Raw genomic sequence first — 19,668 nt, 5'->3', positions numbered from 1 at the left:
ATGTCGAACAAGAACCTGACCGATCTGGCGAAGGTGGGAACGTCCACCTGGCTCGACGACCTGTCCCGTGACCGCCTCACCACCAGTGGCCTGCAGCTGCTGATCGAGGACCTGAACGTCGTCGGCGTCACCACTAACCCGGCAATCTTCCACACTGCGATGACCGCAGGAGACGCCTACGACGAGCAGCTCAGCACCCTCACAGATGGCGAGGCTGTCGAGGCTGTGTACACGATGGCCATCGACGATGTCCGGGATGCCTGCGACGTCTTCGCACCTGTCCACGCAGCCTCTGATGGCGCCGACGGACGGGTCTCCATCGAGGTTGACCCGCGCTACGCCGCTGATGAAGAGAAGACCGTCGTGCAGGCGGCCGAACTCTGGAAGCGCGTAGGCCGACCCAACGCAATGATCAAGATCCCAGCGACCGATGAAGGTCTGCCGGCGATCACCCGTACCCTCGCCGAGGGCATCAGCGTCAATGTGACCCTGATCTTTTCTGTCGACCGCTACCGCCAGGTTGTCGAGGCATACCTCGCAGGCTTGGAGCAGGCTCAGAAGAACGGCCACGACCTCTCCTCGATCCACTCCGTCGCGTCCTTCTTCGTCTCGCGTGTCGATGCCGAGATCGACAAGCGCCTGGACACCATCGGCTCCGACGAGGCCCTGGCACTTCGTGGCCTGGCTGGCGTCGCGAACGCACGCCTTGCCTACTCCGAGTTCGAGAACACCTTCTCATCCGAGAACCCTCGCTGGGCCGCTCTGGCCGAGGCCGGAGCGAACGTTCAGCGTCCGCTGTGGGCCTCTACTGGAGTGAAGAACCCCGACTACGCGCAGACCCTGTACGTCACAGAATTGGCGGGACCCAACACCGTCAACACGATGCCGGAAAAGACACTGCAGGCAACTGCTGAGTCCCAGCTCGATGACATCCGCGACAACCTCTCGGGCACCGGCGAAGCCGCAGGGCTGACCATGGCTGCATTGACCGAGGCCGGCATCGACCTCAATGACGTCTTTGAGCTGCTCGAGCGCGAAGGCGTCGATAAATTCGTCGCAAGCTGGAACGAGCTTCTCGAGGCTATCGAGGCTAAGATCGCCGCCATCCGCAATTAGCGCAGCAGGTCGTGCCCGCCGAAGTACCAGCAGGCGGGCACGACCTTTCTGTTTCTCATATCGCTCCTGCACCCAAAGGAAAGCACTGATGACAGACCCACACACCGACACCACAGAATGGAAGAACCCCCTGCGCGACCGGCAGGATCTGCGGCTTCCCCGAATCGCCGGACCCGGCGGCATGGTGATCTTCGGTGTCACCGGCGACCTCGCCCGGCGAAAGCTTCTCCCCGCTATCTACGACCTGGCCAATCGGGGCCTCCTTCCCGCGTCCTTCGCACTAGTCGGCTATGGCCGCCGCGACTGGACCCGCGAAGAGTTCGCTGAGTATGTCCGCCAGGCCGTTGAGTCAGGTGCCCGCACTCCGGTTCGTGAGGAAGTGTGGCAACGCCTCGTCGACGGAATTCACTTCGTGCAAGGCGCCTTCGACGACGACGCTGCCTTCGACCGTCTCGCCGACACACTCGCCCAGCTCGATCAGTCCCGCGGTACCGCAGGCAACTGGGCGTATTACCTCTCAATTCCGCCGGATAGCTTCCCTTCGGTCTGCCACCAGCTCGACCGGGCAGGCCTGGCAGAGAGCTCTGGCGATAACTGGCGCCGAGTGGTCATTGAGAAGCCCTTCGGTCACGACCTCGAGTCCGCTCAGGAACTCAACCAGATCGTCAACTCGGTGTTCCCAGAAAAGTCTGTGTTCCGCATTGATCACTACTTGGGTAAGGAAACCGTCCAGAACATCCTGGCTCTGCGATTTGCTAACCAGCTGTTCGAGCCGCTGTTCAATGCCAACTACATCGATCACATCCAGATCACTATGGCCGAGGACATCGGACTTGGCGGGCGCGCTGGATACTACGACGGTATTGGCGCAGCTCGAGATGTCATCCAGAACCACCTGATCCAGCTCATGGCACTCATTGCCATGGAAGAACCGGTGGACTTCTCCCCCGAGCATCTGCAGGCAGAGAAGATCAAGATCCTCCGCGCCACCAAGCCGGTCCAGCCGCTGTCGAAAACCACCGCCCGTGGCCAGTACACCGAGGGCTGGCAAGGCTCCCACCACGTGCGTGGACTGCGCGAGGAGGAGGGTTTCGACCCGAACTCCACCACCGAGACCTACGCGGCCTGCACCTTGAAGGTGAACTCTCGCCGCTGGGCCGGAGTGCCATTCTACCTGCGCACCGGCAAGAGGTTAGGCCGTCGAGTCACTGAGATTGCCCTAGTCTTCAAGACTCCTCCTCACCTGCCGTTCGCGAACCGCACCACCGAATCCCTCGGTGCAAACTCCATGGTGATCCGTGTTCAGCCGGACGAGGGTGTGCTGATGCGCTTCGGTTCTAAGGTCCCCGGATCCACGATGGAGGTGCGCGACGTGAACATGGACTTCTCCTACTCGGAGTCGTTCACTGAGCAGTCGCCAGAAGCCTACGAACGCCTCATTCTCGACGCTCTCCTCGACCAGGCGAGCCTCTTCCCCACTAACGAAGAGGTCGAACTGTCCTGGAAGATCCTCGACCCGGTGCTGGAGTACTGGGCACGCCGCGGAACCCCAGACCAGTACCCAGCGGGTACCTGGGGCCCCGCGTCATCCGATCAGATGCTCGCCCGTGAGGGTCGAGCGTGGCGACGTCCGTAGGAAAGGGAGACTAGCGAATGAACATCACACTGTCTGACACCGACACTCGCGACGTAGCCAAGGAGCTTGTTCGCATTCGTGAGGACCGCGGCATCGTAGCGACCGGTCGAGTCCTTACACTGATCGTCCTTGCTCAGAGCGACGACGATCTCGAAACGATCATCGCAACGGCAAATTCTGTGTCTCGTGAGCACCCAGCCCGAGTTCTTATTCTCGTTACCGGTGACCGGGATGCAGAGAACCGCCTAGACGTCGAGCTGCTCTTTGGCGGCGACGCAGGAGCTGCTGAGATCGTCGTCATGCATATGGACGGAAAACTCGCCGAGCATCCGGCCTCGATCGTGACGCCTCTGCTGCTTCCGGACACCCCTGTGGTGTCCTGGTGGCCGTCAAAGGCACCGCGTGTCCCGTCTGCCTCCATGATCGGCGAACTGTCCCAGCGCAGGATCACTGACGCCAGCCAGGGCGAACCACTGCACGCCATCTTTAACCGTCGTTCCAGTTACGCCCCAGGCGACTCAGACCTGTCGTGGTCACGCCTGACCGCGTGGCGAGGCGTTCTTGCCTCGACTCTGGACCGGCCGCCTTTCGAGGACATCACCGGTGCCACTGTCGAGGGGTCCGCTGACCCGTCCGTCGACTTGGCCGCTGGTTGGTTAGTTGACCGTTTGGGATGCCCGGTCACTCGCTTGATCTCCCCTGAGCCCGACGACGCCCCGGCCACTGTCCGCAAGGTCACTCTGAACAGGGACGGCGCCGACGTCGTTCTCGAGGTCATTGACTCCACCAGCGCTTTGGTTACGATCGGCGATCGCCCCCCGTTCCCGGTGGCGTTGTTCCAGCGATCGACCGCAGAATGCTTGGCGGAGGAACTCCGGCACCTTGACCCTGACACCGCATACGCTCGCGCGTTGCGTGGCCTAGGCCGCGTCCGCCGTGTGGAGAGGATTTCCTGATGCAGAAGCCTACGTTTGACCAGTACCCCGACCAGGCGGCTCTCGTTGAAGGCGCCCGTGGACGGTTCGTCGAGACAGTTGAGAAGCTGCAGCACAACGGAGGGCTTGCCCGCGTCGTTCTCACTGGAGGCGGCGCCGGAGTGGCATTGCTGGAAGCCCTTGCTGCGGATTCGGGAAAGATTGACTGGAACAACGTACTGGTGTTTTTCGGGGACGAGCGTTTCGTGCCGCTCGATTCCCCTGAGCGCAACGCCGGTCAGGCCCGTGAGGCGTTGTTGGATCACATCAGCATCTCGGAGGGCAACATCTTCGAGATTCCGCTGCTGGACACTCCGGAGGAGTCCGCAACGGCCTACGCCACGACTATCGAAACCCACGCTCCCTACGGATTTGATATCCACCTCCTCGGAATGGGAGGCGAGGGACACATCAACTCGTTGTTCCCGCACACCCAGGAGATCGCAGAGACCGAATTGAGTGTCGTCGCCGTCCACGACTGCCCGAAGCCTCCCCCGACTCGTGTGAGCCTGACCATGCCGGCAGTGAAGACGTCGGATCGTGTCTGGCTGCTAATTGCAGGCGAGAACAAGTCTGAGGCAGTCGGGGCCATCGCCGACGGCGCGAACCAGGCTGACTGGCCCGCTGCCGGTGCACAGGGGCGCACCGAGACCGTCGTCTTTGTCGACGACGCCGCCGCTTCCCGCTTGAAGTAGAGCCGCGCCCCACACACAACAAGCGCCCGTTCCCTCCAAAGAGGGAGCGGGCGCTTACGCGTATTGTCTCGGTCGTCAGTTCCAGCCGAATGCGTGGAACACGCCGAGCAGAATGATCGTTGCGATCCAGACGATTGCAGTGATCAACGTCAGACGGTCGAGGTTCTTCTCAACCACCGTGGAACCCGAAAGGTTCGACTGCATGCCACCACCGAAGAGGCTGGAAAGCCCTCCACCCTTGCCTTTGTGCAGAAGCACGAACAGGACCAAGAGCAGGCATGTAATAGCCAGAATAATCTGGAGTGCGAGGTACACGCGACCTTCCTCACTTACCTAGGAAATCGGAACTCATGCAACGATACCGTATCGACTGGCAGTACCGCGGAGGGTGCTAGCCGGAGTTGCGTAGAGCAGTCGACAGACCGTTCATCGTCAACTGAATATCACGGTGGACCTTGTCGCGGTGATCACCGGCACGGTACCGACGGAGCATCTCGAGCTGGATGACATTGAGAGGCATGAGGTACGGGAATCGCATGTCGACGGACCTAGCCAGCAACGGGTTATCGTCCAGCAGACCGCCGAATCCGGTCACCTTGAAGTACATCTCCTTGGTGAGCTCAAACTCGTCAACTAGGCGACCGTAGATCCGCTGAGAAACCTCTTTGTCGTCGACCAATTCCGCGTACATGCCCGCCAACTTCATGTCGGTCTTGGCCATGACCTGCGCCATATTGGACAGCACAGACGAGAAGAAGGGCCACTGGCGCCACAGCTCGCGCAGCTCCTCCAGTCGCTCATCGTCGTCCCCAATCCAATTGCTCAAGGCACTGCCCACTCCGAACCAACCGGGGACCATCGAACGCTGCTGTGACCAGGAGAGCACCCAGGGGATGGCACGCAGGTCCGAAATGGAAGACGTCTGCTTACGGGATGCCGGTCGCGAGCCGATATTCAGGCTGCCAATCTCGGCGACCGGGGTGGACTGCTCAAAGTACTCGATGAATCCGGGATCATCGTGCATTACTGAGGCATAGACGCGCTCGGAATCAGCGGCGATTTCCGTCATGATTTCGTAGGCTCGGTCGACGTTGTCTGGTGCCTCCTCCGGCAGCAGGGTGGATTCGACGGTCGCTGCAACCAACGCCTCAAGGTTCCTGCGGGCCGTCTCGGGGCTGCCGTACTTGGCCGAGATGATCTCACCCTGTTCGGTGATACGCACGCGTCCCTGAACGGCGCCGTCCGGCTGCGCAAGGATCGCGTCATAGGACGGCCCGCCGCCTCGACCGACAGTGCCGCCACGGCCGTGGAACAGACGCAATCGAATCTCGTTGTCGCGGCTGAGTTCCGCCAGCTGCAATTCGGCAGCGTAAAGCGCCCAGTTGGCGGCGAAGTACCCGCCGTCCTTGTTTGAGTCGGAGTAGCCGAGCATGACCTCTTGGAGGTCACCTCGAGACCTGACGTGGTCCCGATAGGTCGGGAGGTTCCATGCCTCCTGAAGGATCGTCGAGCCAGCCTGTAGGTCATCGATTGTCTCGAATAACGGAATGATGTCCATGTGGTCGAGCAACCCGTATTCCTTCAGCAAAATCATCGGCTCGAGTAGATCAGAGACAGACGAACACATCGAGATGATGCACCGAGGCATGGAACCTGAGCCGTACTTCTTCACCGCAGCAGCTGCTGCTTCGTAGATGCCCAGCTCCCTAGTTGCCAGTTCGCTGAGCTCGGTGTTCCGCGGTACCAGGGGGCGACGGTTCGACAATTCCTCAACGAGGACCTCGACGCGCTCCTTCTCAGACAAACTGCGGTAGTCAGCGGTGACCCCGCCCAGCTTGAAGAGTTCTTGGAGGATCTCCTCGTGGCTGTCAGAGTTCTGACGCAGGTCCAAAGAGTACAGGTGGAACCCGAACGTTGAGGTCGCGGACTGAATAGCTGCAAGGCGGTGGTCAGCGATGATGTCGTCGTTGCTCTCCCTTAGCGAGCGCTCCACGGTGAGCAGGTCGGCCTGCAGGTCAGCAACCTCAGGATAAGGATCGTGTTCAGACCAGTCGTGTTCAACGACTCCGGCTCCCAGGAGTGTCTGGATCGTGGCACCGACTCGGCCACGGATACCGTGGACGGCCTTTCGGTACGGCTCGTCGACGCGTCCGGGAATGTCGTTGAGGCCACGCGAGGCCAAAGCGACAAGGTCAACGGTGGCATGAGTTAGCCTGTCCGACAGGGAGAGTTCGCGCTCGAGGATCTGCAGCTGATCGAAATAGTGTCGGAGAATCGTCGCCGCGGCGCGATTGGTGGCGTAGCGGACCGTCGGCCCGTCAACGTACGGATTGCCGTCGTGGTCACCGCCAATCCATGAGCCCATCCGAACCAGCGGGTGACCTGCAGCATCATCACGATCGGTCAGAGATCCCAAGTGATCTGCAACGGCACGGTTCACTGATGGGACGGTCTCCAACAGCGACAGCTGGTAGTAACGCAGTCCGACGTCGACTTCGTCGCGGATTCCGGGGCGGTTCGCACGGATGAGCGCGGTCTGCCAAAGCGTGGTGATCCGGCGACGCAATTCGGTGTCAACCTGATCCAACTTCTGAGAAGTACGGGCGTTTTCCGGAACGTTGATGATCTGATGACGCTTCGTCATGAGCTCGGCGATGTGCTTCTGCACATCAAAGACGGTCCTACGACGGGTTTCCGTCGGGTGTGCCGTGAGTACGGGAATGACCGCACCAGCGTCGATAAGTTCATTGACCGACGAGCGTGCCGGAGGAGTCTGCTCCAACTTGTTCCAGGTAGCCGCGAGAGACGAGTTCTGCGGCGGTTCACCCTGGTCCAGAGCATCTTCGATGAGACGCTCCTCGTGCATGTCCTCCGCGACATTAGCCAGCAATGCGAAGTGACTGAAGGCCCGAACTACCGGGTTTGCTTCGTTCGGGTCAATGTCCCGAAACAGATCAGTCAAGTCACTGAGGTTGTCTTCACCCCGGTGGAGGCGGAACGCAGCACGGCGGGCAGCTTCAACGAGATTGAAGACTTCCTCGCCCTCCTGCTCGCGGATGACTTCGCCCAAGATTCCTCCGAGATGACGGATATCGTCACGGAGAAGGGCGGTGTCAGGGTCAGGGGTGGGTGACGCTGGAGTATTGGTCATACTCCAGAATCGTACCCATCTCAGCGGACCTCAGTTGTTTGCGTCGGCCGCCGCTGCGACTAGCTTGGCGAATGCTTCACCGTCGAGTGAGGCGCCGCCGACAAGTCCGCCGTCGACGTCGGGCTGCGAGACGAGCTCTGCCGCGTTATCGACCTTCATTGAGCCTCCGTAGAGCACTCGGACGGAGTTCGCGGTGTCTTCGTCGGCAATGTTCGCCAACTCTGCGCGTATGGCTCCACAGACCTCCTGAGCGTCCGCAGAGGATGCCACCTTGCCGGTGCCGATGGCCCACACAGGCTCGTATGCGATGACCGAGCGTGCGATCTCCTCGGTAGACAGACCATCCAGGGAGCCACGAAGCTGCTTCACGACGAACTCGACGTGATCCCCAGCCTCGCGGATGTCCAGGTGCTCACCGACACAGATGATCGGGCTCATGCCCGCATCCAGGGTGGCCTTTGCCTTAGCAGCGACCTTGGCGTCGTTCTCCAGGTGCATCTCGCGGCGCTCGGAGTGGCCGACGACTACCCAGGTGCAGCCGAGCTTCTTCAGCATTGCGGCGGAAATTTCACCCGTGAATGCGCCAGACTCATGCTCGGAGACATCCTGTGCGCCATAGGTGACGGCGAGCTTGTCACCGTCGACAAGCGTCTGAACCGATCGAAGGTCGGTGAACGGCGGGATGACCGCGACGTCGATCCTGTCGAAGTATTCCTTCGGCAGCGCGAAGGTGAGCTTCTGGACAACGGAGATGGCCTCGAGGTGGTTGAGGTTCATCTTCCAGTTGCCAGCAATAAGCGGGGTACGTGCCATGATCAGGCCCTTTCGGTTTGCTTAGTTGTCGAGGACCTGCACGCCCGGCAGGTCCTTTCCTTCGAGGAACTCCAGGGAGGCGCCGCCACCGGTGGAGATGTGGCTGAAGCCGTCTTCGTCGAGGCCGAGCGTGCGCACTGCAGCGGCGGAGTCGCCGCCACCGACGACGGAGAAGCAGCCATTGGCGGTCGAGGCGATGATGGCCTCAGCGACTGCGCGGGTGCCTGCGGAGAATGCCTCCATCTCAAACACGCCGGCTGGGCCGTTCCAGAAGACAGTCTTCGCAGAAGCCAATGCATCCGCGAAGGCCTTGGCGGATTCCGGTCCGATGTCCAGACCCATCCAGCCGTCCGGGATCTCGGTGACAGCAACAACCTGGGTATCGGCGTCAGCAGCGAACTTGTCGGCCACGACAACATCGGTCGGCAGGACGATCTTGTCACCGAAACGGTCGAGCAGGTCGCGGCAGGTATCCAACATCTCCTCCTGCAGGAGGGAACCGCCGACGCTGTAGCCCTGCGCTGCCAAGAACGTGAAGCACATGCCGCCACCGATGATCAGCTGGTCCACCTTCGGGGCCAGTGCCTCAATGACACCGAGCTTGTCAGAGACCTTAGAGCCGCCTAGGACCACGACGTAAGGGTGCTGCGGATCCTGTGCGACGGTGCTCAGGACCTTGAGCTCAGACTCGACGAGACCACCGGCGTAGGAAGGCAGAACCTTCGCGACGTCGTACACAGAAGCCTGCTTACGGTGCACAACACCGAATCCATCAGAGACGAATGCACCTTCGGGAACCAATGCAGCGAGCTCAGCGGCGAAAGCCTCACGCTCGGCATCGTCCTTGGAGGTCTCGCGCGCGTCGTAGCGGATGTTCTCGACCAGCAGAACGTCACCTTCGGTCAAGCCATTGGCTCGCTCGTGGGCATCTTCTCCCGTGACATCGGTCGCCAGCGGAACCCAGCGATCCAGGCGCTCAGACAGCGCCTCGGCGACCGGGGCCAGGGACAGCTCAGAAACGAACTCGCCCTTCGGGCGACCGAGGTGAGCAGTGACGACAACCTTCGCGCCGGCCTCCGACAGTGCACTGAGGGTCGGTACTGAGGCGTCGACACGTCCGAAGTCGGTGATGACACCGTCCTTCAACGGGACATTCAGATCGGAACGGACGAGGACATACTTTCCTTCGACGCCTTCGGCGAGAAGATCCTGGAGATTCTTGACAGCCATGTGATTGATTTCCTTATCTCAGGGAGAAGTTCTTCAAATGCGCGGATGGGCCGGGCCCACGCTCATGCGCGAAACCCGGCCCATTGCTCTGTCTACTCTAAAGCTTGGATCCGACCAGTTCGGTCAGATCGACGAGGCGGTTGGAGTAACCCCACTCGTTGTCGTACCAGGAGACAACCTTGACCTGGTCGCCGATGACGCGGGTCAGACCGGAGTCGAAGATCGACGAGTGCGCGTCACCGACGATGTCGGTGGAGACCAGCGGCTCTTCGCTGTAGGCGAGAACACCCTTCAGCGGACCGTCTGCAGCTGCCTTCTCGATCGCTGCGTTGACAGCCTCGACAGAGACCGGCTTCTTAGCGGTGAAGGTGAGGTCGGTGGCAGATCCGGTCGGGACCGGAACGCGGATTGCGAAGCCGTCGAGCTTGCCTTCCAGGTCCGGAAGGACCAGGGAGACAGCCTTTGCAGCACCGGTGGAGGTCGGCACCATGTTGATAGCGGCAGCGCGGGCACGGCGCAGATCGCTGTGCGGTGCGTCAACCAGACGCTGGTCACCGGTGTAGGCGTGGATCGTGGTCATCAGGCCACGCTCGATCCCGAACTCTTCCTCCAGCACCTTTGCCATCGGGGCGAGGCAGTTGGTGGTGCACGAGGCGTTGGAGATGATGTTGTGCTTCTCTGGGTCGTAGGTGGAGTCATTGACACCGACCACGAAGGTGCCGTCGATGTTCTTGCCCGGTGCGGACAGGACGACCTTCTTGACGCCACCCTCGAAGTGAGCCTTGGCCTTGTCACCGTCAGTGAAGAAGCCGGTGCACTCGACGACCACGTCGACGTCAGCATCCTTCCACGGGATCTTGGTGGGGTCAGGCTCAGCCGAAACGGCGATGCGCTTGCCGTCGACCGTGATGGACGAATCGTCGTGAGTGACGTCAGTGCCCAGACGTCCCATCACCGAGTCGTACTTCAACAGATGCGCCAGAGTTGCGTTGTCGGTCAGATCATTGATGGCCACGATCTCGACGTCAGCACCCTTTTCGCGGGCGGCACGGAAGAAGCCACGGCCAATGCGGCCGAAGCCGTTAATACCTACACGTACAGTCACGATACTCTCCTAGTCCGGTTATGGAGTACACCGTTAATCGTACGCGCGGAGCCCTAACCCTGCGCGGCGCCAGAGCTGGTGTCAGCGATGCCAAGTTCCTTGGCACGGCGGTCCGCCATCGAGAGGAGGCGTCGGATTCTACCTGCCACCGCATCCTTTGTCATCGGCGGCACCGCAAGCTGTCCGAGCTCCTCCAACGAAGCCTGTGTGTTCTCGACCCGGAGCCGACCTGCCGTGACCAGGTGTTCTGGTACGTCCTCTCCCAGGATCTCCAAGGCTCGCTCGACCCTAGAAGCCGCCCGGGTGGCGGCGTCGACGGAGCGGCGAAGATTGGCGTCGTCGAAGTTCGTTAGTCGGTTTGCGGTATTCCGAACTTCCCTCCGCATCCGCTGTTCTTCCCATCGAAGGCGGGTGTGTTGTGCCCCCATTCGGGTGAGTAAAGCCCCGATTGCTTCCGAATCGCGAAGCACGACCCGGTCGCCAGACTTAGTTTCGCGGCTTTTTGCCGACAGTCCGAGGCGTCGCGCACACCCCACCAAAGCCAGTGCAACTTCCGGACATGGGCAGCTGACCTCAAGAGACGCTGAACGTCCGGGCTCAGTGAGAGTTCCATGGGCGAGGAAAGCTCCCCTCCACGCGGCCTCCGCATCGACAACGGAACCGTTCACCACTTGAGTGGGTAACCCACGTACCGGTCGTCCGTTTCGGTTGATCAGTCCCGTGCGCCGCGCGAGCGCTTCTCCCCCGTCGACGATGCGCAACACATACCGTGCAGAACGGCGCAATCCGGACGGCTGCAGCACGCTCAGTTCAGGCGTTACGCCATAAAGCTCAGTGAGGAGGGTTCGAGCCCGACGGGCAATTGCGCCAGAGCTAACTTCGGCTTCGACCACAATACGGCCGCCCACCAAATGCAAGGCTCCACAAAAACGCAGCAGAGACGTTATTTCTGCCTGCCGGGCGCTCTCCTGAGACACCTCAACTCGGGCGAGCTCGTCTTTCACGTCCGATGTCAACGCCACTGAACACAACCTTTCCTCTGCTGCGGTAGCTCAGACTGTTGGTGCCGACTCAAGGCCAATGACCAAAGGGCACCGCCCCGGAACTCTACCGCCGGGCAGTGCCAGGCAACCCCCGGAGGTACCTGCGGGTGTATCAGTCGAGCCCCGGGGCCTCGGGCTGGATCACAGTCTGCAAAGCCGCCCCAAGCTTTTCATGACTGTGCCGTCCCGTGGAGTCTCCCTGCACATCGGTGTAGACAACGTTCGCTTTCAATCCGGCAGCGGCTCTTTCCAAGAATCGACGTTCGGTCTTCCCCTGGACCATCGATTCGTCGACGAGCACGGTATCCACCGTCATCTCCGGCGCATGTTGAGCAAACATGTGAATGTGCCGCTCAGCCGAGAACCCTGCAGTTTCCCCCGGCTCTGACACCAGGTTCAAGACCAACACCTTGTGTGCATCAGTCGCCTTGATCGCCGCGGCAAGATCAGGGACCTGCAGGTGGGGGAGCACAGAGGTGAACCATGAACCTGGGCCCATGGTGACCATGTCGGCGGAGCGGATGGATTCGATCGCCTCAGGGGTAGCAGGCGGATGCTCAGGGATGAGTCGGATCCGGCGGACCTGGCCCGGAGTCGTTGCCACAGCGACCTGCCCACGAACTGGGCGGACGACTCGAGCATCGTCGTCGAGCCCCACCACTTCAGCCTCGATGTCGAGGGGCTGCGGGGACATCGGCAGAACCCTGCCCTGGATTCCGCACATTCGCGCCGCTTCATCCAAAGCTGCAACATCGTCACCGAGGACGGAGTTCAGGCCAGCGATCAGGAGATTGCCCAGTGCGTGTCCAGCCAGTGCGCCGGTTCCCCCGAATCTGTGCTGGAGAACTTCCTCCAGCATCTGCCCCCGGTCATCGGGGGTCAACAATGCCGCTAGTGCCATTCGGAGGTCGCCAGGGGGAATCTGTCCCAATTCCCTCCGGATACGTCCGGAGGATCCGCCGTCGTCAGCCACCGTGACCACTGCGGTGACCTGGTCTGCGAATGAGTTGGCGGCGCGAAGGGTCGCGAAAAGACCGTGGCCTCCACCGAGGCAAGTTATCGAAGTCATGTTGGTTCAGCTAGTCCTTTTCGATGTCCCGGTGGGCGGTGTGTACGTCAACACCGGGCATCTCTCCGAGGCGTACGGCAAGGGCCTCTGCCACTGCGACTGATCGGTGGTGTCCGCCGGTACATCCCACTGCGAGTGTCATGTAGTTTTTGCCTTCCCGCCGGTAACCGGGCAACACGGTCTGGGCCATCTGCTCGACCAAGTCGAGGAATCGCTGAGCGTCCTCCTGCTCGAGCACAAAATCTGACACTGGCTTATCGATTCCGCGGTACGGGCGCAGTTTCGGGTCCCAGTACGGGTTGGGCAGGAACCGGACGTCGACAAGCAGGTCGGCATCACGGGGTGCGCCGTGCTTGAACCCGAAGGACTGGATCGTCACCCGCTGATTCTGCGAGGTCGGATCAGAAAAGCGCTGCTCGAGGTCTCGGCGAAGATCGTGGATGCTCATGGTGGTGGTGTCCACCACGACATCGGCTGATGCCCGGATACCCGAGAGCATCCTGCGTTCGCGGTCAATTCCCGCGGACAGCGTCTCGCCGTCCTGGAGCGGGTGGCTGCGGCGCACCGCGTCGTACCTAGCAATGATGGTGTCGTCTTCTGCATCAAGGAACACCACGAGCGGGCTACGGCCGGTGGCGCGGAGTCGATCCAGCACTTCTTCCAGAGAACCGGCGAACGCACGGGAGCGAACGTCAGTGACTATCGCCAGACGCTCCACTGGTGACTCGCCGCCGAAGGAGAGCTCCACCATCCGAACAATGAGTTCCGGCGGGAGATTATCGGCGACGTACCAGCCCATTTCCTCCAAGACCGACGCCGCGGTATTGCGGCCCGACCCTGAAATACCGGTAATGAGCACCAACGACATGTCAGGGTTGGCGCGATTCTGCCTGGAGTGCTCGTTCATAATCCAAACCTTACTTCTCAGACGACGGTTCGTGCAGGGTCCGGTGCACTGTCTCTGCCAGCGCGGGACCGATACCCTTAACGGCCTCAATCTCAGCGACGGACGCGCCCTTGAGCTTCTGGACTGAGCCGAAATGCTTCACCAGGTCCGTCCGACGCTTCGGGCCTAGCCCCGGCACACCGTCGAGCACCGATGCACGCATTTTCTTGCCGCGTTGCTGACGGTGGAAGGAGATGGCGAATCGGTGTGCCTCATCTCTGATGCGCTGCATCAGGAACATCGCCTCACTATTGCGTGGCAGAATCACCGGGTCCTCATCACCTGGCACCCAGATCTCCTCCAGCCGCTTTGCCAGACCTACGAGTGTGACGTCGTCGACGCCTAATTCGTCGAGCACCGCCTGTGCCGCTGCAACCTGAGGCGCACCGCCATCGACGATGAACAACTGCGGCGGATAGGCAAACTTCGCGGATCCACCTCCAGTCGACTCTTCCTCCTCGAACGAGGTGTCATCATCACTCTCGGGCACCGCCAAGCGGTCCTCGACGTGGCGCTTGAATCGCCGTCGAACGACCTCCGCGATCGAGGCAACATCATCTGAGTGACCGTCGCCTGCAGCCTCTCGAATCCGATACCTGCGGTAGTCAGACTTCTTCGGCAGGCCGTCCTCGAACACCACGAGTGATGCGGAGACATCCGTACCCATCGTGTGGGAAATATCGGTGCACTCAATACGGAGAGGCGCTTCGTCCATAAACAGGGCGTCGCGAAGCTGCTCTAGTGCTTGCGACCTCGCAGTGAGGTCCCCGGTGCGCTTGAGCTTGTGCTGCGTCAGCGCCTCCTTGGCGTTACGTGCCACGGTGTCCAAGAGATCGCGCTTCTCTCCACGCTGCGGAACTCGGATTTCCACGCGGGATCCGCGGAGCTTCTGCAGGTACTCCGAGACTGCTCCATCGACCGGCATCGCCGGAACGAGAATCTCGCGCGGAACGGCGGATGGGCCGTCGACAAGCGTCTGGTCTGCTGCATCCCCATAGAACTGGGTGAGGAAGTCGGTGAGCAACTGCGGCAATGCCGGATCTTGCACACCTTCCTCCAGCGGTCCGGTTTCGGCATCGCCGGATTTCTCAACAACCCAGCCGCGCTGACCGGTAATACGGCCGGCGCGGACGTGGAATACCTGCACGGCTGCTTCGAGTTCGTCGGTGGCGAACGCGATAAAATCCGCGTCCGTACCGTCGCCAAGGACCACCGATTGCTTCTCCATGACGGTGCGGATCGCTTCGAGGTCGTCGCGCAGGCGCGCCGCCTTCTCGAAGTCGAGATCCTCTGCGGCCTCAGTCATTTCAGCTTCAATCCGCTTCACGACGGCTTGGGTCCGCCCGGACATGAAAGACACAAACCCATCGACGATGTCCCTGTGCTCATCTGCCGAGACTCGCCCCACACATGGAGCTGCGCACTTATCGATGTAACCGAGTAAACACGGACGTTCGAGCTGCCGCTGGCGGTTGAAAACTCCCTTAGTACAGGTCCGCGCCGGAAAGACACGGGTCAATAAGTCGAGAGTCTCGCGAATTGCCCACACCTGTGTGTACGGACCGAAATACCGGACGCCCTTGCGCCGAGGACCGCGGTAGACGAACAAACGTGGGTACTGCTCCCCGACGCTGACCGCGAGCATCGGATACGACTTATCGTCGCGGTACATGACGTTATACCGCGGGTTGAAGCGCTTGATCCACGTGTACTCGAGCTGGAGTGCTTCGACCTCGGTCCGGACGACAGTCCACGTCACTCGAGAGGCAGCCTGGACCATCTGTCGGGTCCGCGGGTGCAGACCTGCCACGTCCTGGAAGTAGTTGGACAAGCGGGCGCGAAGATTTTTTGCCTTACCGACGTACAAAACACGTTCGGAGGCATCCCGGAACGTGTACACCCCCGGCTCCGTAGGGATGGTGCCGGGGGCGGGACGGTATTGAGCGGGGTCAGCCACCGTCTACTCCTCCGGCATGTAACGCTCTTCGAGTTCCCGGAAGCGACGTACGGCCTTAACAACCGCTTTGCCGTCCTTCTTCTGCATCGCCCACATCGGGACGAACTCGAAGTCCGGGAGCTCCAGACGTGCGTGACGGGCCTTCTCCGGGAAGCTCAGTCCGTGGATGTCGTCCCACAGATAGAAGTGCGGGGCGAGGAAGTTGCAGATCTCCACGCCGCGGGAGTTCACGCGAACCCGAGTACGCAACAGTTGCAGCGGAGCGACACAGAACACCATTCCGATGAGGGGGAAGGCAAACTTATCGAGGGTGGTGATGGCGGCGCCGGTGTAATCGCCCATGTCGACGACAACACCCATGAAGATGTGCAGGGCCATGATCAGGCCGACGCAGATCCATGCGAGGTTACGCAGCGACTTCGACTTGACCACCAACTCCCAGTCTCCACCGAGGGAGTCCCGGAGGAGGTCATTGTCGAAGCGGTCGTGCGGCGTAGAAGTCGTCATCTCAGTTCCTTCAGCAAGACGGCGGTGTGGAGGGCTGCGATCATCGCTTCCCTACCCTTGTCCTCGGTTGAACCGGGGGCTCCGGAGCGGGCTTCTGCCTGCTCCTGGGTGTTGCAGGTCAGGATACCGTTGCCCACCGGGGTTCCCGAATCGAGGGAGATTCGGGTCAGACCTTCCGTCACCGAGTCACAGACGTACTCGAAGTGCGGGGTGCCGCCTCGGATGACGCAGCCAAGCGCCACGACGGCGTCGTGATGCTTAGCGAGCTCCTGCACGACCACGGGGATCTCCAGGGCGCCGACCACTACGTGAGCGGTTGCCTCTGCCCCAGCTTCGGCGGCTGCGGCCAGCGCGCGCTCCTGCAGCAGGCCGGTGATCTCGGTGTTCCAGTGCGCGGTGACGACGGCAACGCTCAGTCCGCGTGCGTCCGGCATCTCAATGTCCGGCAGTCCTGCTCCGCTCATGAATGATTCTCCTCTGCTTCAGGATGGTCACTGATGTAATTGTCCAACCACGGCAATTCGTGGCCCATCCGCTCCCGCTTGGTCTGCAGGTATCGTACGTTGTCCGAGTTCACCACGACCGGAACCGGGACATTGCGCGTCAGCTCGAGGCCGTGACCACCGAGCCCCAGCTTCTTGGTGGGGTTGTTGGTCAGCAGCGACAGTGACGTCACGCCGAGGTCCTGCAAAATCTGCGCAGCGGTGCCGTACTCACGGGCGTCGGCGGGCAATCCTTGAGCGAGGTTGGCATCGACAGTGTCGGCTCCCTCGTCCTGCAGGGCGTAGGCCTTGAGCTTCGGCATCAGTCCGATTCCTCGGCCCTCATGTCCGCGCATGTAGACCAGCACGCCGCGCCCGGCTTCCTGAATCATTCGCATCGACTCATGCAGCTGCTGACCACAGTCGCAGCGACGGGAACCGAAGACATCACCGGTGAGGCACTCGGAGTGGACTCGAACCAGTGCGTCATCACCAGCGACATCACCGACGACCAGTGCTACGTGCTCGACACCGTCGACAAGTCCGCGGTAGCCCACTGCTGTGAACTCTCCGTACTCGGTGGGCATGCGGGTGGTCACCACACGTTCGACCAGGAATTCCGTCCTGCGGCGGTACTCAATCATCTGCTCGATCGAGATCAGTGCGAGGCCGTGCTCATCACAGAAGCGACGAAGCTCGGGAGTGCGGGCCATGCCCGTCGGGTCTTCCTCAGAGACGACCTCACACAGAACGCCAGCCGGGCGCAGTCCCGCCATCCGCGCCAAGTCCACTGAGGCCTCGGTATGGCCGGCACGAACCAGGACACCACCCTTGCGCGAGCGCAGCGGGACGACATGCCCGGGTCGGGTGAAGTCCGCGGCAGTCGCGTCTTCGGAGGCCAGCAACTGAATCGTGTGGGCACGATCGGTCGCCGAGATACCGGTAGTTCCGGTATTGGCATCGACAGTGACCGTATAGGCGGTGCCGCGTGCATCCTCATTGCGGGACACCATCGGCGGAAGACCGAGTCGGTCGCAGTCTTCGCCGGTCAGAGGGGCGCAGATATAACCGGAGGAATGACGGACCATAAAGGCCACCAACTCCGGGGTCGCCTTCTCCGCAGCGAAGATGATGTCACCTTCGTTCTCACGGTCCTCATCGTCAACGACGACTACGGCCTTGCCGACGGCGATGTCTGCGATCGCCCGTTCCACTGAATCGAATCTCGTCACACCCATGATGTTATCGATCCATCATCTTCTCGACGTACTTGGCCAGAACATCCACCTCAAGATTCACCGTCGCCCCTACCGGCAGTGACCCGAAAACCGTGTCGGCGAGGGTTGTGGGAATGAGGCTCACCTCGAACCAATCAGGTCCGATGGACGACACAGTTAAGGACGTGCCGTCAACTGTGATGGAACCTTTCTCCACCACATACCGGGCAAGGTCAGCCGGCAGTGAGACCCGAACAATCTCCCAGTGCTCGGCGGGCGAACGACTGATGATTTCTGCGGTGCCGTCAACGTGGCCCTGCACGATGTGGCCGCCGAAACGCCCACCGGCGGCCATCGCACGCTCAAGATTGACTGGGGATCCCACAGAGAGCGAACCGAGGCTGGAGCGGTTCAGCGATTCCTGCATCACGTCGGCGATAAAGCCGTTTCCGGTCAGTTCTGCCACGGTGAGACAGACCCCGTTGACCGCGATCGAATCTCCGAGGACTGCGTCTTCGACAGCCGTGGTGCATTCGATGCTCAGGCGGGAGGCGTCGCCCTGGTCTTCTACGGCCGCCACACGGCCCAGCTCCTCAACGATTCCGGTGAACACATACGCCATCGTAGTGGCCGGCTGCAGCAGTCAGTCCGCCGCCCCCGCGGCGGGCCGCCCGGTTATCCCGGGATAAGGATCCCTGCTCCCACGAAACTGCCCGATTCCAGGTCCTCGTGCGCTCGGGCGGCATCGGCCAACGGATAGGTCCGTTGCACATCAACTGAAATCCGTCCGGTTGCGATATGCCCAAACAGTTCAGCTGCGAGTTCATCCCGCTCCTGTGGATCTGCAATGTAGTCAGCCAGCGCAGGACGAGTCACAAAGAGCGAACCTCGAATCGCGAGGTCCATTGCACGAATCGCAGGAACCGGGCCTGACGCTGTGCCAAAACACACGAGAAGACCCCTGCGCGCCAGTGAATCCAGAGGGGCCTGATAGGTATCAGCACCTACTCCGTCCAACACCACCGGTACCCCAGCCCCGTTCGTTATGTCCCGAACACGGGCCGCAGTGTCCTCCTGCCGGTACAAGATGACATGGTCGGCACCGGCGCTACGTGCGGCCTCAGCCTTTTCCTTCGAGGACACGGTGCCGATGACCGTGAGACCGAGGTGCTTCGCCCACTGCACGAGGATAAGGCCGACTCCGCCTGCCGCCGCATGGATGAGGACTGAGTCTCCGGCACGGCAATTATGGATACGCCGAAGCAGATAGGCGGCGGTGAGTCCGCGCATCGTGCACGATGCCGCAGTCTCGAAGGTGATGTCGTCCGGCAAATGAATCAGATGCCGCGCGGGAAGAACAAAATGAGTGCTGTAGGCACCGAGCGGGCTTCCGGTGTAGGTGTAAGTAACCCGATCACCGGGAGTAAACCGGCTCTTCACGTTTCGGAGTGCGTAGTTGACCGCGGGGTGGGGTTCGGGGTGGCACAACATATAGGGGTCCTGGCCGGTACAAGATGAGAGTTACGACGCTTCCATCCAACCGAACCAGGACCCTACTGTGCAGCCTACTACTGGCAACCTCGTCGCCGACACCATCTGCCGGACCGCCGAGATCGGCCTGACGATCACCGGTGCCGCCGACGCCGGAAACATCACCATCATCGACGCCACACCCGTGTCCGCGAGCAACACCTGCCCTGACTGCGCACAGTCCGGGAAGCTTCGCG

At 61.3% G+C, this 19,668-nt stretch carries 17 protein-coding genes and 2 pseudogenes; 5 read left to right on the top strand and 14 right to left on the bottom strand.

Annotated elements, in window-relative coordinates:
- From tal to pgl, 4 genes are all read left to right on the top strand, one after another.
- Window positions 1-1,116: a transaldolase gene (tal, locus tag YWU_RS0110925; RefSeq protein WP_027020499.1), complete on the top strand. Its 1,116-nt coding sequence runs from the start codon at window positions 1-3 to the stop codon at window positions 1,114-1,116.
- 88 nt (window positions 1,117-1,204) lie between these two features.
- The gene (zwf, locus tag YWU_RS0110920) at window positions 1,205-2,752 is read left to right on the top strand and encodes a glucose-6-phosphate dehydrogenase (RefSeq protein WP_034647743.1); all 1,548 of its coding nucleotides are present in this window, start codon (window positions 1,205-1,207) and stop codon (window positions 2,750-2,752) included.
- A gap of 17 nt (window positions 2,753-2,769) precedes the next feature.
- Entirely contained in the window at window positions 2,770-3,708 is a 939-nt protein-coding gene (locus tag YWU_RS0110915; protein WP_027020497.1) for a glucose-6-phosphate dehydrogenase assembly protein OpcA, read from the top strand.
- Entirely contained in the window at window positions 3,708-4,421 is a 714-nt protein-coding gene (gene pgl / locus YWU_RS0110910) for a 6-phosphogluconolactonase (RefSeq protein WP_027020496.1), read from the top strand. Before YWU_RS0110915 ends, pgl begins: the two co-directional genes overlap by 1 nt.
- A 75-nt stretch (window positions 4,422-4,496) precedes the next feature.
- Here pgl and secG read toward each other — a convergent pair whose 3' ends face one another.
- From secG to YWU_RS16470, 14 genes and pseudogenes are all read right to left on the bottom strand, one after another.
- Entirely contained in the window at window positions 4,497-4,736 is a 240-nt protein-coding gene (secG, locus tag YWU_RS0110905; protein WP_027020495.1) for a preprotein translocase subunit SecG, read from the bottom strand.
- 76 nt (window positions 4,737-4,812) lie between these two features.
- Window positions 4,813-7,572 carry a phosphoenolpyruvate carboxylase gene (ppc, locus tag YWU_RS0110900; RefSeq protein WP_051260290.1) on the bottom strand — a complete coding sequence of 920 codons (2,760 nt, stop codon included), beginning with the start codon at window positions 7,570-7,572 and terminating at the stop codon, window positions 4,813-4,815.
- A 30-nt stretch (window positions 7,573-7,602) separates the two neighbouring features.
- Window positions 7,603-8,385 carry a triose-phosphate isomerase gene (gene tpiA / locus YWU_RS0110895; protein ID WP_027020493.1) on the bottom strand — a complete coding sequence of 261 codons (783 nt, stop codon included), beginning with the start codon at window positions 8,383-8,385 and terminating at the stop codon, window positions 7,603-7,605.
- 21 nt (window positions 8,386-8,406) lie between these two features.
- Window positions 8,407-9,615 carry a phosphoglycerate kinase gene (locus YWU_RS0110890; protein ID WP_027020492.1) on the bottom strand — a complete coding sequence of 403 codons (1,209 nt, stop codon included), beginning with the start codon at window positions 9,613-9,615 and terminating at the stop codon, window positions 8,407-8,409.
- Between the two features lie 97 nt (window positions 9,616-9,712).
- Complete coding sequence (gap, locus tag YWU_RS0110885) at window positions 9,713-10,720, bottom strand: type I glyceraldehyde-3-phosphate dehydrogenase (RefSeq protein WP_027020491.1); 1,008 nt, start codon at window positions 10,718-10,720, stop codon at window positions 9,713-9,715.
- 53 nt (window positions 10,721-10,773) lie between these two features.
- Window positions 10,774-11,742 carry a DNA-binding protein WhiA gene (gene whiA, locus YWU_RS16485; protein WP_034647742.1) on the bottom strand — a complete coding sequence of 323 codons (969 nt, stop codon included), beginning with the start codon at window positions 11,740-11,742 and terminating at the stop codon, window positions 10,774-10,776.
- A 133-nt stretch (window positions 11,743-11,875) separates the two neighbouring features.
- On the bottom strand, window positions 11,876-12,832 hold the full coding sequence (locus YWU_RS16480; RefSeq protein ID WP_034647741.1) for a gluconeogenesis factor YvcK family protein: 957 nt from the start codon (window positions 12,830-12,832) through the stop codon (window positions 11,876-11,878).
- Between the two features lie 10 nt (window positions 12,833-12,842).
- Window positions 12,843-13,739, bottom strand: coding sequence for an RNase adapter RapZ (rapZ, locus tag YWU_RS0110870; protein ID WP_027020489.1), 897 nt, complete (start codon window positions 13,737-13,739; stop codon window positions 12,843-12,845).
- A 10-nt stretch (window positions 13,740-13,749) separates the two neighbouring features.
- On the bottom strand, window positions 13,750-15,735 hold the full coding sequence (gene uvrC / locus YWU_RS0110865) for an excinuclease ABC subunit UvrC (protein WP_027020488.1): 1,986 nt from the start codon (window positions 15,733-15,735) through the stop codon (window positions 13,750-13,752).
- Between the two features lie 3 nt (window positions 15,736-15,738).
- Window positions 15,739-16,242 (bottom strand): PH domain-containing protein, encoded by a 504-nt coding sequence (locus YWU_RS16475; protein WP_051260289.1) that lies wholly within the window; start codon window positions 16,240-16,242, stop codon window positions 15,739-15,741.
- The gene (gene ribH, locus YWU_RS0110855; protein WP_027020487.1) at window positions 16,239-16,706 is read right to left on the bottom strand and encodes a 6,7-dimethyl-8-ribityllumazine synthase; all 468 of its coding nucleotides are present in this window, start codon (window positions 16,704-16,706) and stop codon (window positions 16,239-16,241) included. Before ribH ends, YWU_RS16475 begins: the two co-directional genes overlap by 4 nt.
- Window positions 16,703-17,962: a bifunctional 3,4-dihydroxy-2-butanone-4-phosphate synthase/GTP cyclohydrolase II gene (locus tag YWU_RS0110850; protein WP_034647739.1), complete on the bottom strand. Its 1,260-nt coding sequence runs from the start codon at window positions 17,960-17,962 to the stop codon at window positions 16,703-16,705. Before YWU_RS0110850 ends, ribH begins: the two co-directional genes overlap by 4 nt.
- A 4-nt stretch (window positions 17,963-17,966) precedes the next feature.
- Window positions 17,967-18,554, bottom strand: a complete 588-nt coding sequence (locus tag YWU_RS0110845; protein WP_027020485.1) for a riboflavin synthase — start codon at window positions 18,552-18,554, stop codon at window positions 17,967-17,969.
- A 62-nt stretch (window positions 18,555-18,616) separates the two neighbouring features.
- Window positions 18,617-19,375, bottom strand: a pseudogene (locus YWU_RS16470) (quinone oxidoreductase family protein); the annotation flags it as partial.
- A 124-nt stretch (window positions 19,376-19,499) separates the two neighbouring features.
- Between YWU_RS16470 and YWU_RS18660 the strand changes: the two are divergent.
- Window positions 19,500-19,668 (top strand): annotated as a pseudogene (locus tag YWU_RS18660) (ISL3 family transposase); the annotation flags it as partial.

Origin of the sequence: Corynebacterium sputi DSM 45148, assembly GCF_000427865.1 — a bacterium.
Lineage (GTDB): Bacteria > Actinomycetota > Actinomycetes > Mycobacteriales > Mycobacteriaceae > Corynebacterium > Corynebacterium sputi.
This window is presented reverse-complemented; position numbering and strand designations above follow the sequence as displayed.

Excerpts from the sequence above, each read along its gene's own strand:
- tal (WP_027020499.1), top strand. The coding sequence starts at position 1 with ATGTCGAACAAGAACCTGACCGATCTGGCGAAGGTGGGAACGTCCACC.
- zwf (WP_034647743.1), top strand. The coding sequence starts at position 1,205 with ATGACAGACCCACACACCGACACCACAGAATGGAAGAACCCCCTGCGC.
- YWU_RS0110915 (WP_027020497.1), top strand. The coding sequence starts at position 2,770 with ATGAACATCACACTGTCTGACACCGACACTCGCGACGTAGCCAAGGAG.
- pgl (WP_027020496.1), top strand. The coding sequence starts at position 3,708 with ATGCAGAAGCCTACGTTTGACCAGTACCCCGACCAGGCGGCTCTCGTT.
- ppc (WP_051260290.1), bottom strand. The coding sequence starts at position 7,572 with ATGACCAATACTCCAGCGTCACCCACCCCTGACCCTGACACCGCCCTT.
- tpiA (WP_027020493.1), bottom strand. The coding sequence starts at position 8,385 with ATGGCACGTACCCCGCTTATTGCTGGCAACTGGAAGATGAACCTCAAC.
- YWU_RS0110890 (WP_027020492.1), bottom strand. The coding sequence starts at position 9,615 with ATGGCTGTCAAGAATCTCCAGGATCTTCTCGCCGAAGGCGTCGAAGGA.
- YWU_RS16480 (WP_034647741.1), bottom strand. The coding sequence starts at position 12,832 with ATGACTTCGATAACTTGCCTCGGTGGAGGCCACGGTCTTTTCGCGACC.
- rapZ (WP_027020489.1), bottom strand. The coding sequence starts at position 13,739 with ATGAACGAGCACTCCAGGCAGAATCGCGCCAACCCTGACATGTCGTTG.
- YWU_RS16475 (WP_051260289.1), bottom strand. The coding sequence starts at position 16,242 with ATGACGACTTCTACGCCGCACGACCGCTTCGACAATGACCTCCTCCGG.
- ribH (WP_027020487.1), bottom strand. The coding sequence starts at position 16,706 with ATGAGCGGAGCAGGACTGCCGGACATTGAGATGCCGGACGCACGCGGA.
- YWU_RS0110850 (WP_034647739.1), bottom strand. The coding sequence starts at position 17,962 with ATGGGTGTGACGAGATTCGATTCAGTGGAACGGGCGATCGCAGACATC.